The organism is Geitlerinema sp. CS-897 (assembly GCF_028368005.1).
Taxonomy (GTDB): domain Bacteria; phylum Cyanobacteriota; class Cyanobacteriia; order Cyanobacteriales; family Geitlerinemataceae; genus Baaleninema; species Baaleninema simplex.
In genome coordinates, this window is record NZ_JAQNCQ010000247.1 from 1 (window position 1) to 21,879 (window position 21,879).

The 21,879-nt window shown below is 53.3% G+C and carries 14 protein-coding genes and 1 pseudogene; 6 read left to right on the top strand and 9 right to left on the bottom strand.

All coding sequences use genetic code 11. The features are described 5' to 3' along the window. Together POG22_RS15395 and POG22_RS15400 are read left to right on the top strand one after the other, a co-directional pair. A partial coding sequence (locus tag POG22_RS15395; RefSeq protein ID WP_498906222.1) for a two-partner secretion domain-containing protein occupies nt 1–4,374 on the top strand: 4,374 nt, incomplete at its 5' end. Nucleotides 4,375–4,381: 7 nt separating this feature from the next. Further along, on the top strand, nt 4,382–6,976 hold the full coding sequence (locus POG22_RS15400; protein WP_498906223.1) for a CHAT domain-containing protein: 2,595 nt from the start codon (nt 4,382–4,384) through the stop codon (nt 6,974–6,976). A gap of 79 nt (nt 6,977–7,055) precedes the next feature. On the opposite strand, the gene POG22_RS15405 is transcribed toward POG22_RS15400, so the two are convergent. From POG22_RS15405 to POG22_RS15415, 3 genes are all read right to left on the bottom strand, one after another. After that, the gene (locus tag POG22_RS15405; RefSeq protein ID WP_498906224.1) at nt 7,056–7,544 is read right to left on the bottom strand and encodes a hypothetical protein; all 489 of its coding nucleotides are present in this window, start codon (nt 7,542–7,544) and stop codon (nt 7,056–7,058) included. A 144-nt stretch (nt 7,545–7,688) separates the two neighbouring features. Then, entirely contained in the window at nt 7,689–8,474 is a 786-nt protein-coding gene (locus tag POG22_RS15410; RefSeq protein WP_063717836.1) for a CPBP family intramembrane glutamic endopeptidase, read from the bottom strand. Nucleotides 8,475–8,483: 9 nt separating this feature from the next. Continuing rightward, complete coding sequence (locus POG22_RS15415; protein ID WP_063717837.1) at nt 8,484–10,175, bottom strand: YcjF family protein; 1,692 nt, start codon at nt 10,173–10,175, stop codon at nt 8,484–8,486. 228 nt (nt 10,176–10,403) lie between these two features. Here POG22_RS15415 and POG22_RS15420 point away from each other — a divergent pair, with 228 nt between their 5' ends. Beyond that, the gene (locus POG22_RS15420) at nt 10,404–10,928 is read left to right on the top strand and encodes a DUF937 domain-containing protein (protein WP_063717838.1); all 525 of its coding nucleotides are present in this window, start codon (nt 10,404–10,406) and stop codon (nt 10,926–10,928) included. Nucleotides 10,929–11,293: 365 nt separating this feature from the next. On the opposite strand, the pseudogene POG22_RS15425 reads toward POG22_RS15420, so the two are convergent. After that, a pseudogene (locus POG22_RS15425) lies at nt 11,294–12,004 on the bottom strand (IS1 family transposase); the annotation flags it as partial. Between the two features lie 232 nt (nt 12,005–12,236). Between POG22_RS15425 and POG22_RS15430 the strand changes: the two are divergent. Next, on the top strand, nt 12,237–12,962 hold the full coding sequence (locus POG22_RS15430) for a class I SAM-dependent methyltransferase (protein ID WP_498906226.1): 726 nt from the start codon (nt 12,237–12,239) through the stop codon (nt 12,960–12,962). A 32-nt stretch (nt 12,963–12,994) separates the two neighbouring features. Here the strand turns inward: POG22_RS15430 and POG22_RS15435 are convergent, their stop codons facing one another. Beyond that, nucleotides 12,995–15,652, bottom strand: coding sequence for an MHYT domain-containing protein (locus tag POG22_RS15435; RefSeq protein ID WP_498906228.1), 2,658 nt, complete (start codon nt 15,650–15,652; stop codon nt 12,995–12,997). A gap of 558 nt (nt 15,653–16,210) precedes the next feature. Further along, nucleotides 16,211–18,340, bottom strand: coding sequence for a glycine betaine/L-proline ABC transporter substrate-binding protein ProX (gene proX / locus POG22_RS15440; RefSeq protein WP_498906229.1), 2,130 nt, complete (start codon nt 18,338–18,340; stop codon nt 16,211–16,213). Between the two features lie 225 nt (nt 18,341–18,565). Here proX and POG22_RS15445 point away from each other — a divergent pair, with 225 nt between their 5' ends. Continuing rightward, nucleotides 18,566–19,144, top strand: a complete 579-nt coding sequence (locus POG22_RS15445; protein WP_498906231.1) for a DUF192 domain-containing protein — start codon at nt 18,566–18,568, stop codon at nt 19,142–19,144. A 119-nt stretch (nt 19,145–19,263) separates the two neighbouring features. Here the strand turns inward: POG22_RS15445 and POG22_RS15450 are convergent, their stop codons facing one another. Continuing rightward, entirely contained in the window at nt 19,264–19,398 is a 135-nt protein-coding gene (locus tag POG22_RS15450; protein ID WP_281166992.1) for a hypothetical protein, read from the bottom strand. 293 nt (nt 19,399–19,691) lie between these two features. On the opposite strand from POG22_RS15450, the gene POG22_RS15455 reads away from it, so the two are divergent. Next, nucleotides 19,692–19,883: a DUF2949 domain-containing protein gene (locus POG22_RS15455; protein WP_017661158.1), complete on the top strand. Its 192-nt coding sequence runs from the start codon at nt 19,692–19,694 to the stop codon at nt 19,881–19,883. 216 nt (nt 19,884–20,099) lie between these two features. Here POG22_RS15455 and POG22_RS15460 read toward each other — a convergent pair whose 3' ends face one another. Next, nucleotides 20,100–21,251: a pyridoxal-phosphate-dependent aminotransferase family protein gene (locus tag POG22_RS15460; protein WP_498906234.1), complete on the bottom strand. Its 1,152-nt coding sequence runs from the start codon at nt 21,249–21,251 to the stop codon at nt 20,100–20,102. 119 nt (nt 21,252–21,370) lie between these two features. Beyond that, entirely contained in the window at nt 21,371–21,664 is a 294-nt protein-coding gene (locus POG22_RS15465) for a DUF5340 domain-containing protein (RefSeq protein ID WP_498906236.1), read from the bottom strand. Nucleotides 21,665–21,879 lie beyond the last annotated feature (215 nt).

Genomic DNA, 21,879 nt, shown 5'->3' on the forward strand with positions numbered 1-21,879 from the left:
CTCAATCCCAACGGCATTGTCTTCGGTCCGAACGCGCGGTTAGACCTCGGCGGATCGTTTTTCGCCACCACCGCCAACAGCATCGTGTTCGAGAACGGCTTAGAATTCAACGCGACCAATCCTGAAAACAGTACGGCGTTGTTGAGCGTCAACGTACCGCTGGGATTGCAGTTTGGGGGAAATCCCGGCGATATCGTCGTTCGGGGTAACGGCACGAACTTTCCAGACCCTGTAGAGGGAGAAACGTTAGAACAGGCGATCGCCCGAGAAATCCAATTTCAAACTGACTTGCTCGAGCGTCCCACGGGACTGCGCGTCGCAACCGGGGAAACCTTAGCGTTAGTTGGAGGTAATTTAACCTTAGAAGGTGGCATACTCAAAACGCCTTCGGGACGAATCGAACTCGGAAGTGTCGCGGAGAACGCCCGAGTCGCGATCGCTTCCCTCGATCGAGGATGGACGCTCGACTATGCCGAAGCTGCCAGTTTTCGAGATTTGGCTTTGAGTCAAGAAGCGGGTATCGTCGCCAGTGGTGAAGGAGGGGGCGAGATTCGCGTGCGAGGGGGGAACGTCTCGCTTGGTGGAGAATCTTTGATTTTCGCCGACACGTTGGGCAGTCGAGACGGCATTGGCATCGACTTAACCGCACGGCAGGTCAGCCTTCGGGACGGATCGGCAATGACGGCGATCTCCCTGGGCAGTGGGGCGGCGGGGACTCTCAACGTGACCGCGTTGCAAGCTCTCGAACTCGAAGGTGACTCGAGCCGCCTGCAAACTGACACCTTCGGAGAGGGAAATGCTGGAAATTTAGTCTTAGACGCAGCTCGCCTCAGCGTTACAGATAGAGCGTTTGTCTCGGCAGGAACGTCCGCACAGGGTAATGCTGGAGACTTGACCGTTAATGCTTCGGAGTCCGTCGAGGTGAGTCACGGGTCGATCTTGCTGTCTGCCGTCCAACCGGAAGCTGGGGGAGAGGGGGGAAACCTCACCCTCAACACGGCTCGTCTCAGTTTGAACGAGCGGGGGTTCGTGTCTTCGGGAACCTTCGGACAGGGCAATGCGGGAGATTTGACGGTCAACGCTTCGGAATCGATCGACGTTCGCAATTCTTCGTTCTTAGACACGAGCGTATTTTCTGAAGCCGTGGGAGATGCCGGAGATGCGATCGTCAATACCGCTCGCCTCAGCCTTACGGACGAGGGATCTATTTCGACAGAGACTTCCGGACGGGGCAATGCGGGAGATTTAACGGTCAACGCTTCGGAATCAGTAGAAGTGCGGAATTTTTCGTCCTTGTCGTCTGCGGTCGATTCGGATGCTGTAGGAGAGGGGGGAAGCCTCACCCTCAACACGGCTCGCCTCAGCGTCGCGGACGGGGGATTTATCTCAACTCGCAGCTTTGGATCGGGTAACTCTGGAAATTTAACGATCGACGCTTCCGATCGCGTCACTGTTGCTGGATTTGGGACGCTCGAGAGCGGCCAAAACCTACCGAGTCAGATTGCAACGTTCGGGGGGAACATCTCGATTCAAACCTCGAGTCTAGACCTCTCGAACGGGGGGCAAATTAACGCCGATGCCATTTCGATTTCCCAGGGAGGAACTGTCGAGATCGTCGCCGATCGCGTGTCGATCGATGGCTTTGACACGATCTCGCTTCCCGAACCCGCTGGAGCTTTAGTTGCTGTAGACGGAGCCAATTTATCCAGTCGCATTTCCGCCGTCAGCGGCACGATCGCGATCGAGGCACGGGAAATTACCGCGATCGACGGCGGTTCGATCGATATTTCGGCGGCGAGCGGCTCTACAGGAGGGAACGTGACGCTCGCTGCCGATACCGTGCGGTTCGATGGCGTCGCAACCCGCTTTTTCGAGAACTCGGACGACGAAGGGGGGCGATCGCTGACTTTTCCAAGCGGCGTACGAGTTGAGGGAGGAACGGTTGACGTACGAGCCAGAGAAATTTTACTGACGGATGGCGCTCACCTTAACGCGATAGATTTACGGGAAGGTCGCCTCGGAAGCGTTCGACTGACAGCCGATCGCCTGCGAATTGCAGGGTTTGGCATCGACCCGACTCCTCGCCTCGATGACAATGGCAACGTGCTACAGGAAGCAACGACGTTTCGTAGCGAAATTTTAACCTCTGGCGGCGGCGTTCGCATTCAGGCCGATCGTGTTGAAATGAACCGTTTAGCCCAAATCGATACGGGGTTTAGCCGTCTTAGCGTTCGAGACCCTCAACCGATTGAAATTCAGGCAACATCGATCGTGTTAACTGAAGGCAGTCGGATTACAACTCGAGCCTTAAGTGAAGAAAGTCGCTCGGGAGATATCCAAATTACTGCTGAAAATATTGTTCTCGACGGCTCGATGTTAGATCCGTTCTCTTCTCTACTGTTGCAGAGTGAAATTTCGTCTAACGAATCGAACCGGGAGTCTGCCAGTGAAGCGGCGTTTGCTGGGAATATTTCAATTTCAACAAATTCTTTGTCTCTGACAAATGGTGGATCGATTAGTGCGGCGAGTCTAGGGGGTGGGAATTCTGGAAATATCGACATTATTGCACGAGATTTTATTGCGATCGATGGCGTCACTCAAGATACAATTTCGATCGCTGAAGTCGTACGGAATTTAGAAGAAATCTCATTGCTTTTAGACGAGGATACGATCGCGTCTAATGAAAAAATTGGTTTGTCAAGTTCGATTTCAACCTCAATTTTGAGCGATCGCGATGTGGGTGAAGTCTCTCAGTTTACGGGTTCGGCTGGCAATATATCGATCGCAACGGATCGCTTAGTGCTTTCCAACGAAGCAGAAATCACCTCAGATAGTTTTCGCAGTCGTGGGAGTGCGGGCAATATCGATATTCGAGCGAGAGAGTTTATCGAAGTGACTGAAAATGCTGAGATTTCTAGCGGAACTGTAAGTTCTAATCTCGAGATCGTCAGTGGCAGTGCGGGGCGTATTCGCATCGAAACAGAGCAGTTGTTCGTTCGAGATTCTGCCAGTATTAATGTCGATTCAGGAAGACTTGGAGAAGGCGGAGGAAACCTCGATATTCAAGTTGGGAATTTATGGGTATCTTCAGGAGGAAGTATTAGTTCTAATTCCTTGTTTGGCAACGGTGACGCTGGGACAATTCGCATTCGCGCTCGCGGTGATGTTTGGGTGGAAGGATTCGGAGAGGGAAATTCAATTACGACCAATGCGGGCAATCAGTACGTGACCAGTCGGATTAGAGCGGGAGCGTTATTGAGTTTGGGACGGGGGGGAGCGATCGATATCGAGGCGAGATCGGTTCGCGCGATCGATGGTGGTTTTATTTCCTCCATGAGTACGGCCGGTCGAGGAGCGGGTGAGATTCGCATCCAAGCTCGCGAGGCGATCGAAATTGCGGGTCGAGATCTAGAAGGAGACGAGAGCAATATTTCGAGTTCGGCTCGTCCAGCGACCCAACGAGAAATTGCAGGACTGACTTCGATTAGCGAAACCTTCAGAACCCTCGTCGAAGCGCGTCAAACCCTAACGGGAGATGCCGGAAACATCGATTTACAAGCACCCCGTATCGAACTGAGTGAGGGGGCGGAGATCGTCACGGATAGCGATTCTCGAGAGCGATCGGCGGGAACGATTCGCTTGAGTGCCGATTTCGTCAGTCTGACGGACGACGCGACGATTTCGTCTAATACCTTCGGTAGTGAAGGGAATCTTCAGATCGATACCGGGACGTTAATCCTACGTCGCAACAGCGGCATTTCAACCAACGCTGAAGGCGATGTTCCCGGCGGCAACATTACCATCGATACCGAGACTCTCGCCGCTTTGGAAAACAGCGATATTACTGCCAACGCACGAAACGCCGAAGGCGGACGAGTCACCATCGACGCCCGAGGCATTTTCGGCACTCAATTTCGCAACCAACTCACTCCAGAGAGCGACATTACCGCCACCTCCGAACTCGGGGCAGACTTCAGCGGAACCGTCGAACTCAACACCCCGGACATCGATACAGCGGCGGGACTCGTCGATCTCGCAGAGAATCCCGTAGACGCCGCCGCGATTCTCGATACCGACCCCTGTGCCACGGGGCGAGATAGCGAATTCTACATCACCGGACGGGGAGGCTTACCGCTTCATCCCGAGGGAACGCTTCCGGGCGAAGCGACTTGGGTTGACTTGCGTTCTCCGAATCCCGAAGTCTCCGAACTGACTCCCGAATCGAGTCCCGAAACCGCCCCACTCGTTGAAGCCCAAAGCTGGCACGTCAACGATAAGGGGCAAGTGGTTCTCTCGGCGAATACTGCCGACGCGATCCCGAACCTTCCCCAAAGAAGGCCGACCTATTGTTCTCCACAACATCGAACGCGCTAAGGTTGTTATGAACGATCGCACCTTTCTAACTTTATCGGTTCTGAGTTTCTGTCTCCTGGCGACTCCGGCTTGGGGTGTCGTCACTCCCCTAGAAACGCCCGACGAGACAGTGGCTGTCGCCGTCGAGACCGGCGATCGCACGCCAAATCGTACTTTGTTGCAGCAAGGGCGATCGCTCTACAGCAGGCAACGCTACGCCGAGGCCGCCCGAGTTTGGGAACGGGCAGCGACGGAGTTCGAGACGGATGGCAACTTTTCTTACCAGGCTCTGGCATTGAGTTATTTCAGCCTGGCCAGCCAACAACTGGGAGAGTGGGAAACTGCCCGCGATGCCAGCGATCGCAGTATTGCGCTCCTCCAAGCCGAAACCCCCGCACCGTCAGCAATTTTGGCGCAAGTTCTCAATATCCGAGGACATTTCTATCTGGCTTCGGGACAACCGGAACTCGCCCTCGAAACCTGGCAACAAGCCACAGACGCCTACGACACTGCCGACGACGCCGACGGCGCGATCGCCAGTCAGATTAACGAAGCGCAAGCGATGCAAGCCTTGGGACTCTACGGTCGTTCCCGCGATCGCCTCGAAGCCGTCGCCACCCAATTACAAGAACGCCCCGACTCCGTCGTCAAAGCAACGGGATTGCGGAGTTTGGGCAACACGCTGCAAGCGATCGGCGAGTTAGAAGAGGCGCGAGTCGTCTTGCAACAGAGCCTCGACATTGCCGAAACCACGGGCGATAAAGACGCGATCGCCTCAGTTTATTTGAGTTTGGGTAACACCGCCAACGCCCTCTCCCATCGGGCGGAAACCTTGGGACAGGAGAAGTTAGCCGAAGCAGAACGAACGGCTAGTTTTGCGGCTTACCGCCAAGCGGCCGCCGTCACACAACGGGCGATCGTGCGGGTCGAAGCACAACTGAACCAACTGTCGCTGCTGGAAAATCGGGAACGGGAAAACCCCGACCGGTCGGGGCTTCAAGCGGCTGTCGCCACCCAACTCGAGGAACTGTCCCCCAGTCGCCGCAGCATCTACGCCCGCGTTCGCTTCGCCCGAAGTTTGAAGGCGTTCGGCGAAAATCCCCGCGATATCGCCGACGTTCTCGCCATCGCCGTTCGAGAAGCCCGAGCGATCGGCGATCGCCGAGCCGAATCCCATGCTTTGGGAAACTTGGGGACGCTCTACGAAATCACGCAACAGTGGGAAATGGCAGAAACTCTCACGCGAAACGCGCTGGTGCAAGCCCAAGCCATCGACGCCGGAGATATCGCCTACCGCTGGCAGTGGCAGTTGGGACGAGTGCTGAAAGCCCGAGGTCAACTGCAACCCGCCACGGATGCCTACGGCGTTGCCATCAAAACCCTCAAATCCATCCGCAGCGACCTCGTCGCCATCAGTACGGATATTCAATACGATTTTCGCGAAGCTGTCGAACCCGTCTATCGAGAATACGTGGATTTGCTGCTGTCCGACAACGCCCCGAGTCAAGAGAACTTGCAACTGGCACGGCGGGCGATCGAAGATTTACAACTGGCAGAATTGGACAATTTTTTCCGAGATGCTTGTTTGGATACGACGCCGGTTTCTGTGGAGGAGATCGACGCCAACGCTGCCGTCGTCTATTCGATTATTTTGCCCGATCGCCTGGCGACGATTCTGTCACTTCCCGGCGAACCGTTGCAGTTTTCCGAAACCTCCGTCTCTCAAGGGCAGATTAACCAAACGCTGCGGGAGTTTCGGGTGCAAGTGGCCAGTCGCGTGTTCGATCGCCAACAGTTGCTGGCGCGATCGCAACAGCTCTACGATTGGGTAATCCGTCCCGTCGAACCCGCCTTAGACCGTAGCGACGTACGAACCCTTACCTTCGTCCTCGATGGCTTGCTGCGAAACATTCCAATGGCGGCGTTACACAACGGGGAACAGTATCTCGTCCAACGCTACGGTGTCGTATTGACGCCGGGAATGCAGCTTTTAGAAACCGGCAAAACCGACCGCGATCGACTCGCCGCCCTCGCCGCTGGACTCTCTCAAGAACGTCACGGATTTCCACCACTGGCTAACGTCCCGATCGAACTCGAAAACATCGTGTCCCAGGTGACGCCGAGTCGCCAGTTACTCGACAGCAACTTTACACGAGCCGCCCTAGAACGAGCAGTCGGGGACTTTCTCGCCCCGATCGTTCACATTGCCACTCACGGACAGTTCAGTTCGCAAGCCGAGAAAACCTTTATTCTGGCTTACGACACCCCGGTCAACGTGCGGGAGTTAGAGGAATTGCTGCAACGGCGGGAGGAAGATGCCTCAGAAGTTCTCGAACTGTTGGTGTTGAGTGCCTGTGAAACAGCAGCCGGAGACGATCGCGCGGCGTTGGGACTGGCAGGGGTTGCAGTGCGGGCGGGGGCGCGAAGTACCCTCGCAACCTTGTGGCAAGTGGACGATGCCGCCACGTCGTTGTTTATGTCAGCGTTTTACGAGGAACTGGCGAAACCGGGAATCACGAAAGCCGAAGCGTTGCGACAAGCACAGTTGAGTTTGTTGGAGCAAGGGGAGTATTTCCCGCCTTATTTTTGGGCGCCTTACGTGTTAGTCGGGAATTGGATGTAAACTATACCCGATACTGACCGTTCGGACGTTCGGCGATTGTCGATTCGATGGGAACGCTAGAGTCCAAAACGATCGCCAGTCAAGCTATCTCGCACCGAAATTCGCTCTGGAGACTCGTTCGGCAAGCCTTAAAATAGAGAACGAGAGAGAAGTCACAATTCGCCAGATGCTTCAACACTCCCGATCGCGAATTTGCGATCGCCTGGGGATCGATCCGGGTGCATCTCACTTTTGTAAAAATATGAGTTTGAGGTAGGTTGGGTTTCGGCAACGCTGCCGTCCAGGGGTGGAGCGATCGCGAAACCCAACAACAGCTTATCCCTCTTCTGTCACTCTCGGAATGAAAAGTTCGATCGCAATCGTTTAACGCTTGTCGAGGATAGGGTTTGAGAAATATTTCGACTTGAATTCTACAATTTGTAGACTTTTGGCTGTCGAAATCCCCAAGTTGCGGCCAGACGAGAACGAGGGTACGTGGCGCAGTTTCGCCGTTTTTGAGGATGGGTTGAGTGGTTCTGTTGCTGACTCGCTGGCGTTGGGTGTTTTGGAAGATGTCGTAAGGATTCATGGCTGGCGATCTGAGGCTGTGTTAACTGTTAATTTTATAAATCGACGTCGCGATAGAGGTCTGCAATCGCCATTTCAAGGTCGATACTTTTCAGGAAGACGCGATCGCCTGTGGCTTCGGTAACTTTCCTCAACATATCAACTCTCAATTATCAACGATCGAAAGTCCGCACAACACCAAAACCCCCAAAACCCCAGCCAAGGGATTGTTATCGATACCCGTCACCCAAGAAGGAACCGCGTCAGTGTACGTCACCAACTGTCCCACATTGACCAGATAATACCCTCCCACCAGTCCCCCATGTAAACCGATGGGAAATCCCAAACGTCCTTGATTGCGGCGTTTCGCCTTCACCAACACTAACCCCAACACCACCAATCCCACAAACTGCGGAAAGGTGCGGAAAATCTCCGAAACGGGTTTGAGAAAGTGCGACACTGCAAAAATTAGAGTGTTCGCCACCGTCGCCACAACCACCCGGTAATCCCGACGCAACTCGTCCCACAACCAACCGCGAAACAGCAACTCCTCAGCCAATCCCACCGCAAACCCCACTAAAATCGCTTCTACAACCAAGCGGGGAATCGCCATTTCAGTCGGTATCCAACGAACCCAGCCAAATACCGTTTCTACACCGAAGAGAACCGCCAACCCCAGCAATCCGACTATCCATCCTCGACCGAACTCGATTCCATTTTGACGAGTGAGAACGAAACCGTAGCGTTGAAAAACCCGAGGTTCGCCGTAAAACCGGCGTCCCCACCAGCGAACGAGATAGAGAAATTCGACATATAACAGCAACGTTCCCAGAATGCTGGCGGTGTTGGTGTCGGGAATTAAGCTGTAGATGGGAATCGCCAGAGGAAGCCAGCACAACAATAGCAACCCCAAAAACGCCCAAATCCGCAAGACAACCGATCGCTCTTTCATAGAAACTGTTTACCAGTCGTCGTTGTAGCGGCGTGGGGTTTCGTCCCAATCGGGGATATTGTCGTCGAGGGGAAACGGTTCTCGAGACCGAGGAGATGGGGGAGGCGTGCGCGATATCCCGATCTTCTCCCGTTCCTCGTATTCGTCGTAATCGTCGAGAGAAACGTCGTCTTCAGCATCGGGTTGGTTCAACTTTAACGGTTCGACGACGCGGGCGATCGCATCTTTAACGAAAGCTTTCACGAACTCGTCTTTCCGCGTCAACTGAAACTGACGTTGAACCACTTCCGACATTCCCCCATCTCCCCAATCGAGATCCTGGCGGAAATATTCAATAAAGCTTTTTCCGGCGATACGCGTCAGATACGCCGCACTAATTCCCTGAATCGCTTTCCCCACGACGAGGGTTCCCACGTGGAACTGTAACGCCGTCGCCACCAACTGCACCACCCCTTTGACAATTCCCAAACTGGCCAGGGTTTTTCCGAGAGATACCGCCAGTTCTCGCCCGCGATCGAGGTTTAACTCGCACCCGTAAATTTTACCGATTTCGACGACCATTTGAGCGTTGACGGCGGCGGTAGCCAGTAAATCCACCCCAGGAAGCGGCGTCACGGCGATCGCACCGGCCCCTATCCACTGATAGCGATCGACCACTTTCACCGCTTGTCGGCGTCGCTGTGCGTCCACCAGGCGTCTGGCTTCGTCTCCCAACCGCTGGGATTTCAATAAAATATTATCGGCGACTAAATCTTCCCCTTCCGCCCGCAACACCGCCACGATGCGACGAATTAACGGCATAATATCCGGGTCGGGTTTGAAGGCTTCCCCGGTTTGGAGACGCACAACGGGGGGATTGGCCGCCACGGGAACGATATCGCTGGGGGGAACGAAATCTCGCAGGCGCGATCGCAACCGGGCTAAAATCGTTTCGCGATCGCCTTCGGAATACAAATCGATTTTATTAAAGACCACGATCGACCGTTTGCCGATTTCTGCCAACACCCCCAACGGTTCGAACTCCGACCGACGCAGATCGTTATCGACGACGAACAGCAGTAAATCCGCCTCCGTCGCCCACTGTCGCGCGATTTGTCCCCGTTGGCTTCCGTCGGTTCCCGCTTCTAAAATTCCCGGCGTATCGGTGATTAAAATATCGCGATCGAGACCTTGTAAGTGCAGCGTATAGGTTTCCCCCTCCTCCGTGGTTCCCATCGGTGCGCTGACGCGTCCCACCACGCGCCCCAGAAGTGCGTTAATCACCGAAGTTTTCCCCGAAGAACCGGTTCCGAAAATGACGATTTGCAAGTTCCCGCGAGACATCGTCGCCTCGATTTCCCGAGAACGACTCAACAGGGCTTTTTTGGCGACCTCGTCTTGAATCTGCTGGACTTGCTGGCGTACCGAACTGAGATATTCCGAGGCGGCTTCGCTTTTGGTTTCCGGGGGTTTGACCGTCGGACGTCGGCGTTGTCGGCGTTGTTTTGCAGGAGTCCACAACAGTCGCAGGTAGTAGAAAAACGTTCCCAGGAGTAACGCCACCAAGCCAATCAACAGCAACAGCAGCAGATTGGCGAGAAAGGGATTCGCCGACCAGGTAATCTGACTGTAGAGCCAACCTAACGACGTCACCAACCAAATCGCCATCGCGAGGATGATGACGATTCCGATGACGAGGGTGAGTAGGCGAGAAAGGGGCATCTTTTACAGGGAAGAGGGAAGAGTGAAGAGTGAAGAGTGGGAGTAGTGTTCGGTGGACAGTTGGCGATCGCTCTACTCAGTCAACGCATCGTCTCTTCATCAGGGTATCTTATCTGTTGGTGCTGCGTGTTGTGCGTGGAGGCCGAGTTTGCGGCGAAGTTGTCATTTTGGGTGAGAACCGCGTTAAAACCAAAGTATGACTCGACAGACTGTATTGGAGACTGTTCTATGGGACTTTTCGACAAAATTAGCAACGCCATTAACGATCCGAACCTGCAAGCCAGCGTCGGACAACTCGGAAGTATCGTCAATACGGTTCGACAAAGCAGCAACAGCCAGGGTCTCGATCCGGCTACGACTCAAGCGGTGATGTCGGTGGTGGGAACGCAGGTACGGAAGGCGTTGCAGGAAAAACGCCAAGATGAGGGGGAAGGAACGGTGAAGGCGATCGTCGATCGGTTTGGCGGAACGGACGCCAGTTTACAAGCGGTGCAAGCTTTGTTTTCACCGCAGCGTCAAGAAGCTGTCGCCGAAGAAGCGTCGCGTCAAACGGGGGCGAACGCGAGTACGGTACAGGCGTTGTTACCGATTTTGGTTCCGTTGGTGTTGAATTTTCTGAAAACGGGAAGCAACGCTCAAAACCCAGCTTCTGAAACGAATCCAGTGTTGTCGGGATTCCTCGACGCCGACGGCGACGGCGATGTGGATATGGGGGATGCGTTGCGCTTGGCGAGTCAGTTCGTCGATCGCTAGTTTACGAGAGGTCGGGCGATCGCAGTGTCAGAAACTCCTGTTAGCGGTTTGCATTCGTCTCGGCGAACCCGATGCGAAACACCTTTCGTCCCGACCAAAACAGCAATATCCAAAGGGGAATTGGGTAGTATTATATAGGGTAGTCATGCACAGTGATGATGACGAGCGCGAATTGAAGCATTATAATGATGGACGAAGTACCAAATCGCGCCCACGTGATTTTCTAACTTTTAAAAAAAAGATTAAAAAAAGATAAGGATTTTCTGGGTTTAAGGTGATAAGCTAATTTTATAATAAGTAAAATCTTTACTGTAGGGGCGTCATGGCAATGCGCCCTCGCCCAATTTTGCATTCAAAATAACAAATTACACCGCAATTCCCGAAGACCCTAAAGATAAAGTTTTACGAACGAGTCGAGACACACGCTGACGAAGAGTATTGTTAAATCTTTCAATATAACTGTTTTTTTTGAATTCTTTTCAACAGCTTTATGTCGTTTGCTAGGTAAAACAGTTTGATAAGATTCCCAAAGATCGGTATAGCAGGTAGCACATTGACGATAAACAGGAGGCAAAGATTCCCATAATTTTCGGGCGGCTTCTCGATCTCGCGCACCAAGATAGACACCAACAATTTCGCGTGTTTCAGCATTTAAAGCCAGCCCAACCCACTGCTTGACTGGCTTACGGCCGCCAAACGACCAGAGTTCATCCATTTAGACGATTAATTTACCCTTTTTTTGGGCATCACCTCAACGCTTCGACTTCGCTCAGCGTTGAGTCCTCGACTCCGCTCGGACTCAACTTTTCAAAGAACTTGCGCCAACTTCTTGTTTACGTAGTCTTGAAGATGTCGAATAGAAATTCTGGTAACCCGAGCAATACCGGATAACGAAATTTTTTCAAGAAGAAGTCGAGAGAACTCCGTTCCGCTTTGCGAACGACTAATTCCCAGGTTTCTTCAGAAATATGTTGGTATTGAAATCCCTCAACATACTGACGACCACAATTTTTACATTTAAATCTCTGCTTTCCATAATAGGTGTGACCATTTTTGACGTGATGTTTACTGCCGCATTAGGGTCAAATCATAAGCATAAACTATAGAATAATTTTTTCGTCATTACTGTATAATACACCAATTCTTTTAAGAGAACCTCGAAAAATTGATTCTGGCTCAAAACCTAACGGCTGAAACCCTCGATCTTTCGTTCTCTATTCTCGATAGTAGAGCCTTTTTCTCAGTAAGCTTGAATTAATCGAGGTACCCATAATATTATATAGAGTCGTCTCACCCGAAATGGTTTTTATGTCCGATCGCCCCCTAGATCCCCGACGTGCCGAAATCCGTAAAATTGCCGCAGAAGCCGAAAAAGACGGGCATCCTGCTCGTTGGTTCGAGAAAGTGTATGCCACCGCCAGTGGAGACGCCGACGCCGTTCCTTGGGCAATGGAACGCCCCAATCCCTATCTGTTAGAGTGGCTCGACGACACCAAAACTTGCGGAGACGGGAAGTCGGCACTCGTCATCGGCTGCGGCTTGGGAGACGACGCCGAAGCCCTTGCTGGGCGGGGGTTTGACGTGACAGCATTCGACATTTCCGAAACGGCGATCGCCTGGTGTCGCCAGCGGTTCCCCAACTCGTCAGTCTGCTACCAAGTTTGCGATTTGTTTGCCTGCGATGCCTCGTGGACGCGAGCCTTCGATTTCGTCTTCGAGTCGCGCACCGTCCAAGCGCTGCCGCTGAAACTGCGTCACACCACCATTGGCATGGTATCGGAGTTTGTCGCGGACGGAGGAACCCTGTTAGTCGTTGCCAACCGTCGCGATACAGAGGCCGAACCGGACGGTCCCCCCTGGCCGCTATCTGATTCAGAGTTCAAAAGGTTCGAGGCTTGCGGTTTAACTGAAATCCGCCGCGATTGCTTCGACGCGAACTCTCGTCCGACAGTTCGCGTCGAATATCATCGCGTTGTTAACGGACGATCGTCTGGCGATGAGAAATCTCCTCATTGTCCCTCGTACAACGAATAGTGAGGACAGTTAACAGTTTCTCCCTTGTCCCCCTAGCGGACTGGCATCGCCACAGCAGTTCTCAAGCGAACGGGAAGTTCGATCGAAAACGTGGTTCCTTTCCCGAGTTCCGAGTTGCAGTAAATCGAACCGCCGTGTTTTTCGGTCACGATTTGATAGCTAATCGCGAGTCCCAACCCCGTACCTTTTCCGACGGGTTTGGTGGTGAAGAAGGGATCGAACAGCCGTTGAGAGGCGTCTTGCGAGATGCCCAAGCCGTTATCGGAGATGCGAATGCGAATTTGATTCGTTCCAAATTTTTCGGTGTGAATGCAAATTTTAGGGGGTTCGATCGCTGCGTTCTGTCCCGTTTGTCGTGCCAAGGCCATTTTTTCTTCTAAGGCGTCGATCGCGTTAGTCAACAAATTCATGAACACTTGATTGAGAGGCCCTGAATAACATTCAATGCGAGGAGTCTCGTGGTAGTCGCAAACCACCTCGATCGCGGGACGATCGCTTTTCGCTTTCAAACGATACTGAAGGATCGTCAACGTACTTTGAATGCCGTCGCGCACGTCAACATCTTTAATTTCAGCTTCGTCGAGACGAGAGAAGTTCCGAAGGGACAAAATAATCTTGCGAATGCGATCGGCACCGACTTTCATCGACGATAAAATTTTCGGTAAATCTTCGACGAGAAACTCGAGTTCGATTTCGTCTTCGCGGGCGGCGATCGCCGGAGTGGGCGTCTGATATTCTCGATGGTACAGTTCGACGAGATCGAGTAAGTCTCGAGTATAGGTGTCGGCGTGGGTGAGGTTGCCGTAAATAAAATTCACGGGATTGTTGATTTCGTGAGCGATCCCAGCCACCAACTGCCCCAAACTCGACATTTTTTCAGTTTGAATGAGTTGACTTTGAGTTTGTTTGAGTTCGTGAAGCGTCCGAGCGAGCTGACGCGCTTGAGATCGTGCGGTCGTAGCGTTGTCGGTAGCCTGAGCGTAAAGTTCGGCTTGTTGGATGGCGACACCCGCTTGAACGGCCAGACGTTCGAGAAGTTCGACTTCTTCGTCTTCCCACACCCTCGTTTGACAGCATTCGTGAGCGATTAACAGTCCCCAGAGGCGATCGCAACTTAAAATCGGCACGATCGCCTGCGATCGAATCGACAGACTTTGTAAAAACTCCACGTGGCAGGGGTCTAATCCAGCCGCCGTCACGTCGTCGATGGCGCGAACTCGTCCTTTTTCGTAGAGTTGGGCGTATTCGCTGGGAAAACAATCATCAGAAATGGCTCTATCTAAAATCGAATAACGCGTGTTGTGAATATCTTCAACGACGACCGTTCCGTCCCAATTGGGATTGAATTTATAGATGACGACGCGATCGGTATTGAGGAGACCCCGCACTTCTCGAACCAAGGTTCGTAAAATCGTGTTGGGATCGAGGGAACTGCGAATTTGACTCGAGAGGCTGTTGAGAAGGGTTTCTCGCTGTGCCAGTTGTTTGAACCGGCTTTCAGACTGCTTTAGAAGCGTTTCGACCCGTTTTAAGTCGCTAATGTCGCTAAACGTGCAGACGACGAGATGTCGGCCATCAGTTTCCTTCGTCGCAACGGCATCGACTATCAACCAAACTGTATCCTCGAGGTCGGGGCGATCGACGCTGACAATGGCGTTGCGAACTGTTTGATGAGCGGCGATGCGGTGGAAAACTCCCGCCAGTGTAGAGCGTTCGAGATGTGTGGTCTCCGAAGGTTCCCAATAGCGATGTAACTCCTCTGCGGGAGTTCCCAGCAGGTCGATCGCCGCTTGGTTGCAAGTCTGAATTTCGGGACGGCCTTCGGGGGGAACTGCGACGATGAGGATGCCGACGCGAACGCCCTGTAACAACCGGTTGAGATGGTTTTGACTTTCTTGTAAAACGTGAGTGCGAGCGGCTTGAGCGGTCAGTCGGCGATCGAAAAACGCGGCGAGCAACGTCAAACTTAACACGACCAGAGTTCCGAGACTGACCGCAACAGTCCACAATCGAGTATCTGAGGCAACAGGCGAGGTGAGGCGAGAGAGGGGTGCTAGGGAGGTGAAGGTGACGGCGGCGGTACCAGTGTAGTGAACGGTCGTGACAGCCAATCCCGCCGCGATCGCACCGCCCCATTTTTGCCAGATTTGCCAGGGCTGTGTTCGACCCTCTTCTGGAGGGGTTTCGTGCCACCGATCGGCCAGAGATAGCACGATGAAGGAGATGGCGATGGTGAGGGCGATCGAGACGCCGACGAGAAGGCGATCGAACTGTATCTGCGCCCGAACCTGCGTCGCTGCCATTGTGAGGTAGTGCATCGACGCGATACCCGTTGTCACGGCCAGACTCCCGCCGATCCGTCGGAGGCGATCGAGCGTCGGACGACTGACGAGGAATAACGCCACGCCAGAAGCCAGAACGGCCGGAAGGACAGAGGCGAATACGAGCCAGGGGTTATAACGGATGGGTAACGCGATCTCGAACGCGAGCGTACCGATAAAGTGCATTGCCCAAATGCCAGTCCCCATCGCGACGGAACCGCCCCACAACCAGAGACGCCGATCGCGACCCTGACTGCTGCGAACACGTCCGGTTAAGTCGAAAGCCGTATAAGAGGCTAACACCGCGATACAAACAGAAAGTAGAACGAGATCGGGATTATTATGAGAGGTTAAAATCTGGTTTATCATCGCGATCGAGATGTTTGTAGGGGTCAATTCGGCTCTCTCAACGGTTCGCTAGTCAACAGTCGCTGCGATCTAAGCTAAAACGATCGGATTCGCTTCTGCGATTTTTTTACCAAATTCTATCGATCGAACTTGATTCGCTTGAAAAAGTGAGTCGTTTTTGTTTTATCTAAGTTTTCTTGTAGGCGTCAATGTCCTCGATCTCAGATCACTCGCGATCGCGATCGCTGACAATTTTAAAAATACGAGCTAGCGTCGAAAATATGGGTTTAAATCTGGCAAAATGTCACTTTTTTTTGAGAATCTTAAAAATCAACGTGACAATTTGTAATGAGATTTTAGAAATTATCTTTTAGAAATTATATTTTATACGTAATCCGAATCTCCAACACTGTTTTTTCTCAACCTAAAAATTCCCTCTCTGTGTTCTCTGTGTTCTCTGTGTCTCTGTGGTGAAGACTTCTTGAAACCTAGCTTATCGGAAACGAATTCCATATTAGATCCTGCGATCGCGGCGACGAAATCTCCCATTTTAGAGTTTTTATTTTCAGTTTCATTTCGTCAATAGGGATCGGATGAGGTGCGCTCGGCAATCCAAGACTCTTCGCCGAACCAACGATGTCTTAATTCTTCGTAAGTGCCGTTTTCAATTAATTTTAAGAGTGTAATGTCGATCGCTTCGAGATAGGGACTGTTTTTCGGAAAGGCAAAGCCGTAAGACTCCCGCTTGAAAATCGAACCGACGGTTTGTACTCGGCCGTTTCCCTCGTGTTCGGCATAGTACTGCAACACGGGCGCGTCGTAGACGATGGCATCGACGCGATCGTCGTATAAAGCATCGTAGAGATCCTCGACGCGATCGTATTCGAGAATCGTCGCTCGAACGCCATTGAGGTACTCGGCCCCCGTACTGCGGGTGATGGTGGCGATGCGGTGTCCCGGCAGATCGTCGATGCTGCGAATCGGTCCGTCGAGGCGATCGAGGGTAAAGCTCGTCGTCATCGTGGCGATAAAGTAAGCAAACACGAAATAACCCGCACACATCCACACTAACGCGACGAACTTACCGAGGGGATGTTTCGGGGTTTTATCGCCATAGCCAACTGTGGTGACGGTAACGGCCGCCCACCAAAAGGATTCCCAAATTCCGAGAGGATAGGATTGGGGAAAATCGGGATTGTGAGGGCGTTCGACGATCCAGATGACATGGGCGACGACGAGCAACGTCAGCACGAAGACGCCGATTCCATAGTATATGTGAGGCGAGAAAACAATGCTCTCCAAGGTGGACACGAGGGTATTGAAAAGGGTATTGCCCCGCTCTAACACCATAATTTGCAATCCCGACTCGAAAAAGGGATAAGAAAAGTCGAGGGTTTCTTCCCGTCGGGCGGTGATACTGATGCCTCCGACCGCTAAATCGGTAGTGCCTCGGACAACGTCGTCGAGGAGTTTGGCGATCGTCCCGACACCGTCGAGACGGTAGGTCAGATCGAGTTCTGTGGCAATTTTTTCCCACAATTCGATACAAAATCCCTCGTACTTTTGATTGCGGTAAATGACAAGGGGTTCGAGGGGTTTGGTGAGGACTCGTAAGGTTTTGTCCGGTTCGGGGGCGGCCGCGTCGGTGTCCTCGGGTGGGCGATCGAGAACTTCGGCATCGACGGAAGCTAGTTCTAGCCAGCGATCGACGCGATCGCGGTGGGTTTCGATCCACTCTCGAGCGTGACGGACGATATCGCTGAGTTCGTCTTCGCCGTTTGCTAGTTTGACGTTTTGGGCGACGATATCCTCGAGGGGAATGTCGATTAACGCCAGCAGGAGTTCGACGGCGGGATTGGCTTGTAAAAACTCGCGGTTGGCGACAGCACGAATCGTATGATGGGGAAATCCTAACAAACAGGGATTGCGTTGACAGCCGACGATGTTGTCGAGGGTCGTGACGCTCGAGGCGGTATCGGCTAGGGAGTCGGGAAGGCTGAAAAACGGTACTTCTAGCCAACGCACGTCTTGTCCGGGGACGAGAGTTCCGAGACTCCAGTGGGGCATCCAGGCGAAAAACAGGACGGGATCGCCTCCTCGGTAACGAGCGATCGTCTCTTGCATGAGGGGGACGTAGTTGCCTGAAATCTGTTCGACGGTGTCTTGTAAGCCGTAGACTTCGAGATGGTGGTCGATCGCCTCTCGACAACTCCAGCTTTCGTCGCAACCGATCAGATCGGCTTTGCCGTTCCCGTCGCGATCGAAGACTCGGGCGATTTCAGGATCTTTGAGGTCTTCTAGGTTGTCGATGTCGAGACGTTCGGCGGTGGTTAAATCGACGACGTAGCCTTGGAGGACGCCCCGTTCGATGGCGAAGCCGGTTTCGACGATGCGATCGCCGATCTCGTCTTGTTGCAAAAAGGTATTGTGAGCGGGAAACCAGCCGTTGACCCACAAGTCCACGTCCCCTCGGGCAGCGGCTCGATAAAAGTCTTCCGTTTCTGTGGTGTAGGGGCCCGAAACGTCATAGCCTAAGTCTTCGATGAGTTGTTTGACGATTTCAGCTTGAAACCATCCGGTTTCCCAGGTCGATCGCGCCATGCGAACGGTTGCGTTTTTTGCGTTTCCGGGTTGGGGCGTCAGGAGGGCGACGGCAAGCAGGACGCCACAGAGTAAGGCGAGGAACGGTTGGAATTTTGACAATCTCACGATGTTGAGTCGAGGTCTAACGAAGGCAACGGACGGACATCGGCTCGTATTTACAGAGGCGAAGGAGCTGGCTGCGAGAGTCGCGAGACTCGACGAGGCAGTCGGACGTCGATCGCATCGGAAGCTCCTACCGGTTTCTCGAGCAGTTCGACGCCGATCCTAGCATTGCCACACCCTCGAAATGCCGTGCTAGCATGGAAGACGGTGTAGCGATCGTCGAGCGCAATGACCCGAGTAAAAGTTAGACTGACCGGACAAAAGGTCGTTCTGCTGTTGATGGCGATCGCTGCGAGCGCGATCGTCGCGATCGGTTGTTCTGAGGAAACCGTCGTGTTGTCGCAACCCGAAACACTTTTGAGTCAAGACACGTTCGAGACGCGACCGTCTGCTACCGAGACCCACAGGGCGCAACAGCTGCCGATCGAAGCCCGAGTTCAGTTGGGCGATCGCGCGATCGATTTAGAAGTCGCTCGTACGCCCCAGCAACAGGCGTTAGGGTTGATGTTCCGCGACGAACTCCCCGACGATCGCGGGATGCTGTTTCCGTTCGACCCGCCCGAATCCGTGAATTTTTGGATGAAAAACGTTCGTATCCCGTTGGATATGGTGTTCGTGTACGACGGCGAAGTGGTGGGACTCGCTCGAGAGGTTCCTCCCTGTCGTCAGGTTCGCTGTCCGACCTACAGCCCCGGTGAGGGGGTTCTCGTCGATTACGTTATCGAGTTGCGCGGCGGACGAGTCGCGGAGTTGGGACTCGCCATCGGCGATCCGGTGCGAATCGAAATGTTCGACGAGCCGTCGTGAGCGTCTCGTCAGGGGATCTCGACAGATATCAAACCCGTCGCTGCGTCAAGGGTTTTAGAGTTTTCTTAAAGCAACTTAACAAAAATTGTTAAAACTCCATTAAAATGTAAGCATTGAATCTATGCGATCGCCGAAAAATCTGCTACGGTGTTGTTTCCTAGCGAGTGCGGTAGTGCGAAGTCGCCACAGCGTCCGAGCTGAGGTGCGACCTCAACCCCCGCTTCGGGAACGTGCAGATCTTCAACCGATCTCAAATTGAGAGCAAGGTTTGTCTGGTATCGGTCGCCCAATTGAAAACAGTTTCCGGCTTCGATCGCGCGAATGTGTGAGGAGTGACGCCATCGAAGACGGAGCGACCTTCAGACGCCCTCCGGAACCGGACGCGACGGCGTTCGATCGACTCTACACATTCACCGAAACGACAAACCGTGACAGACGGCGTTCGAACCGTCTTAGAGTAGACACTCTCTCGAGTGACTACTCAGCCCGATCGTATTCTCTAGCGCCATAACAAAATGATTTTTAGTCCGAACGAGGTGATACCGTCATGGGAGCGACGACACAAGCGCGATTTCTCCGATTTTTAGAAGAAGATTTAAACTTATCAGCCGATTCGATCGCGATCGCACTACGCCGCCGCGAACGAGATGCGGGGCCGTTACCGATGATTTTGTGGAAATACGGTTTCGTAACTCTCGAACAACTCGATCGCATTTACGACTGGCTCGAATCGGCGTAATTCGAGAGGGGGAGAGGGGGAGAAAGGGAGAGGGGGAGAAGGCTAGAGCCTGAAAACCCCAATATCCGTTAACTTAACGGTTAGCGGAGAAGTCCCCACCACCTGAATTAAAAATATCGCCTGGTGAGCCTCGCTCGCCCCCCCACTCAAACCGCATCGACGTGAACTTCTCCGTAGGAGGCGCACCGACTGCGGTTCGAGTGGGTTTTGAAGGAGTTACCTGGCATTGAGAACGCGTCCGGCCGCCGTCACGCCAGCCCCAGGGGTCACGTCGGCGTTTAACGCTTGCAGCGTCGCTTCCAGGGCGCCGATCGCACACACCACATCGCGATCGCTGACAAAGCCCAAATGTCCGATGCGGAAAATTTTCCCTTTGAGATGGTCTTGTCCGCCGGCCAGAGCGATATCGAATTTCGACTTCATCATCGATCGCACCTTTTCAGCCTCCACCGATACGGGAGCGACCGCCGTTACCGCCGAACTCGCGCAGTTGTCGGAGCCGAATAACGGAAGTCCCAACGCTTTAACCGCTTCTCGCGTCGCGCGTTTGAGGCGATCGTGACGGGCGAAAATATTGTCTAACCCTTCGGCTTTCATCATCTGCAACGTCGCTTGCAGGGCAAAAAACAGGTTAACTGGCGGTGTAAACGGCGTCGTATCTTTGGCGGCACTCTTGCGATAGAAGCCTAAATCCAAGTAGTACCGGGGTAGGTTCGAGGTTTTGTAGGCGTTCCACGCTTTCTCGCTGACGGAAACGAAGGCCAGCCCTGGGGGAATCATGTACCCTTTCTGCGACCCCGAGGCCACCACGTCCAATCCCCACTCGTCGATGGGAACGTTGCAAGCTCCCAAACTTGTGACCGCATCGACGATAATCAAGGCTTCGCCGTGGGCTTTGACGTGGCGGTTGATGGTTTCGAGGTCGTTGAGAACTCCCGTCGAGGTTTCGCTGTGGGTAAGGATAACGGCTTTAATTTCCTTGTTCGCGTCGGCTTCGAGGGCTTGGCGGAACTGTTCGGGATCGAGGGGCTTGCCCCATTCGGCTTCGATCGTCGTGACGTTAAGGTTGTAGGCTTTGGCTACGTCCGCCCAGCGATCGCCGAACTTCCCGTTACAGCCGACCAACACGCGATCGCCAGCACTGAGAAAATTAATGATGCCAGCTTCCATCGCTCCCGTACCGCTGGCGGCTAACACCAACACATCGTTTTGAGTTTGATGGAGCCATTTGAGATTTTCGGTGACTTCGGCCATCACCTTAGAAAAGTCACCGCTGCGGTGGCCGATGGGATGGCGTCCGAGTTGCAGCAATGCCTTTTCGGGAACCGGGGTCGGGCCCGGAATCATTAACATTAACTTGTCGTCCATGAACCTTTCAGTCGTCTGTTTGAGAGATGATGAGATAAGGAAGTGAGGAGATGAGGGGAGCGTATCACATCATCAGGTCATCTCAGTATGGGGTCATCTCCTCGTCTTTCATGCTCCCGTTAACTCGAGGAGCGATCGTCTTGGATGTTGTGCGGGAAGGCTGCGTTATCCGTGACAGAGCGCGATCGGATGGGTTGGTTGAGCGACCATCGATAGTCGATGGGTAAGTTTTTGAGCTGACAGGTTTCTTCCAAGCGTTTTTGCTGGGCGAGAGCTTTTCGCAACGTGACGATCAGCCGATCGACCTGCTCGCGTTCGGCAGAGTTCGAGGCAACCGAAAATATGGTTTGGCGTTCTAACAGTTGTAGTAACAGCTCGTAGTGGATGTGAGAAGGAAGGGGTATCGGCTCCATGAAAACGGATAAACCTCTTAAAATCCTCTCCCGGCAAATCGACGATTTGACCTGGAAAATTTCTAAACCTCGCGCTCGAGGTGTCCTGTTTGACGGAAGCTTGACTCGAGGTTGACTTGGCCGGTCAACTCCCATCAGCTCGCGCTTACAGGCAGTCGCTCCACCGTGCGATCGACGGTGGAACGTATTGATTTTATCATCGGATCGGCGAATTC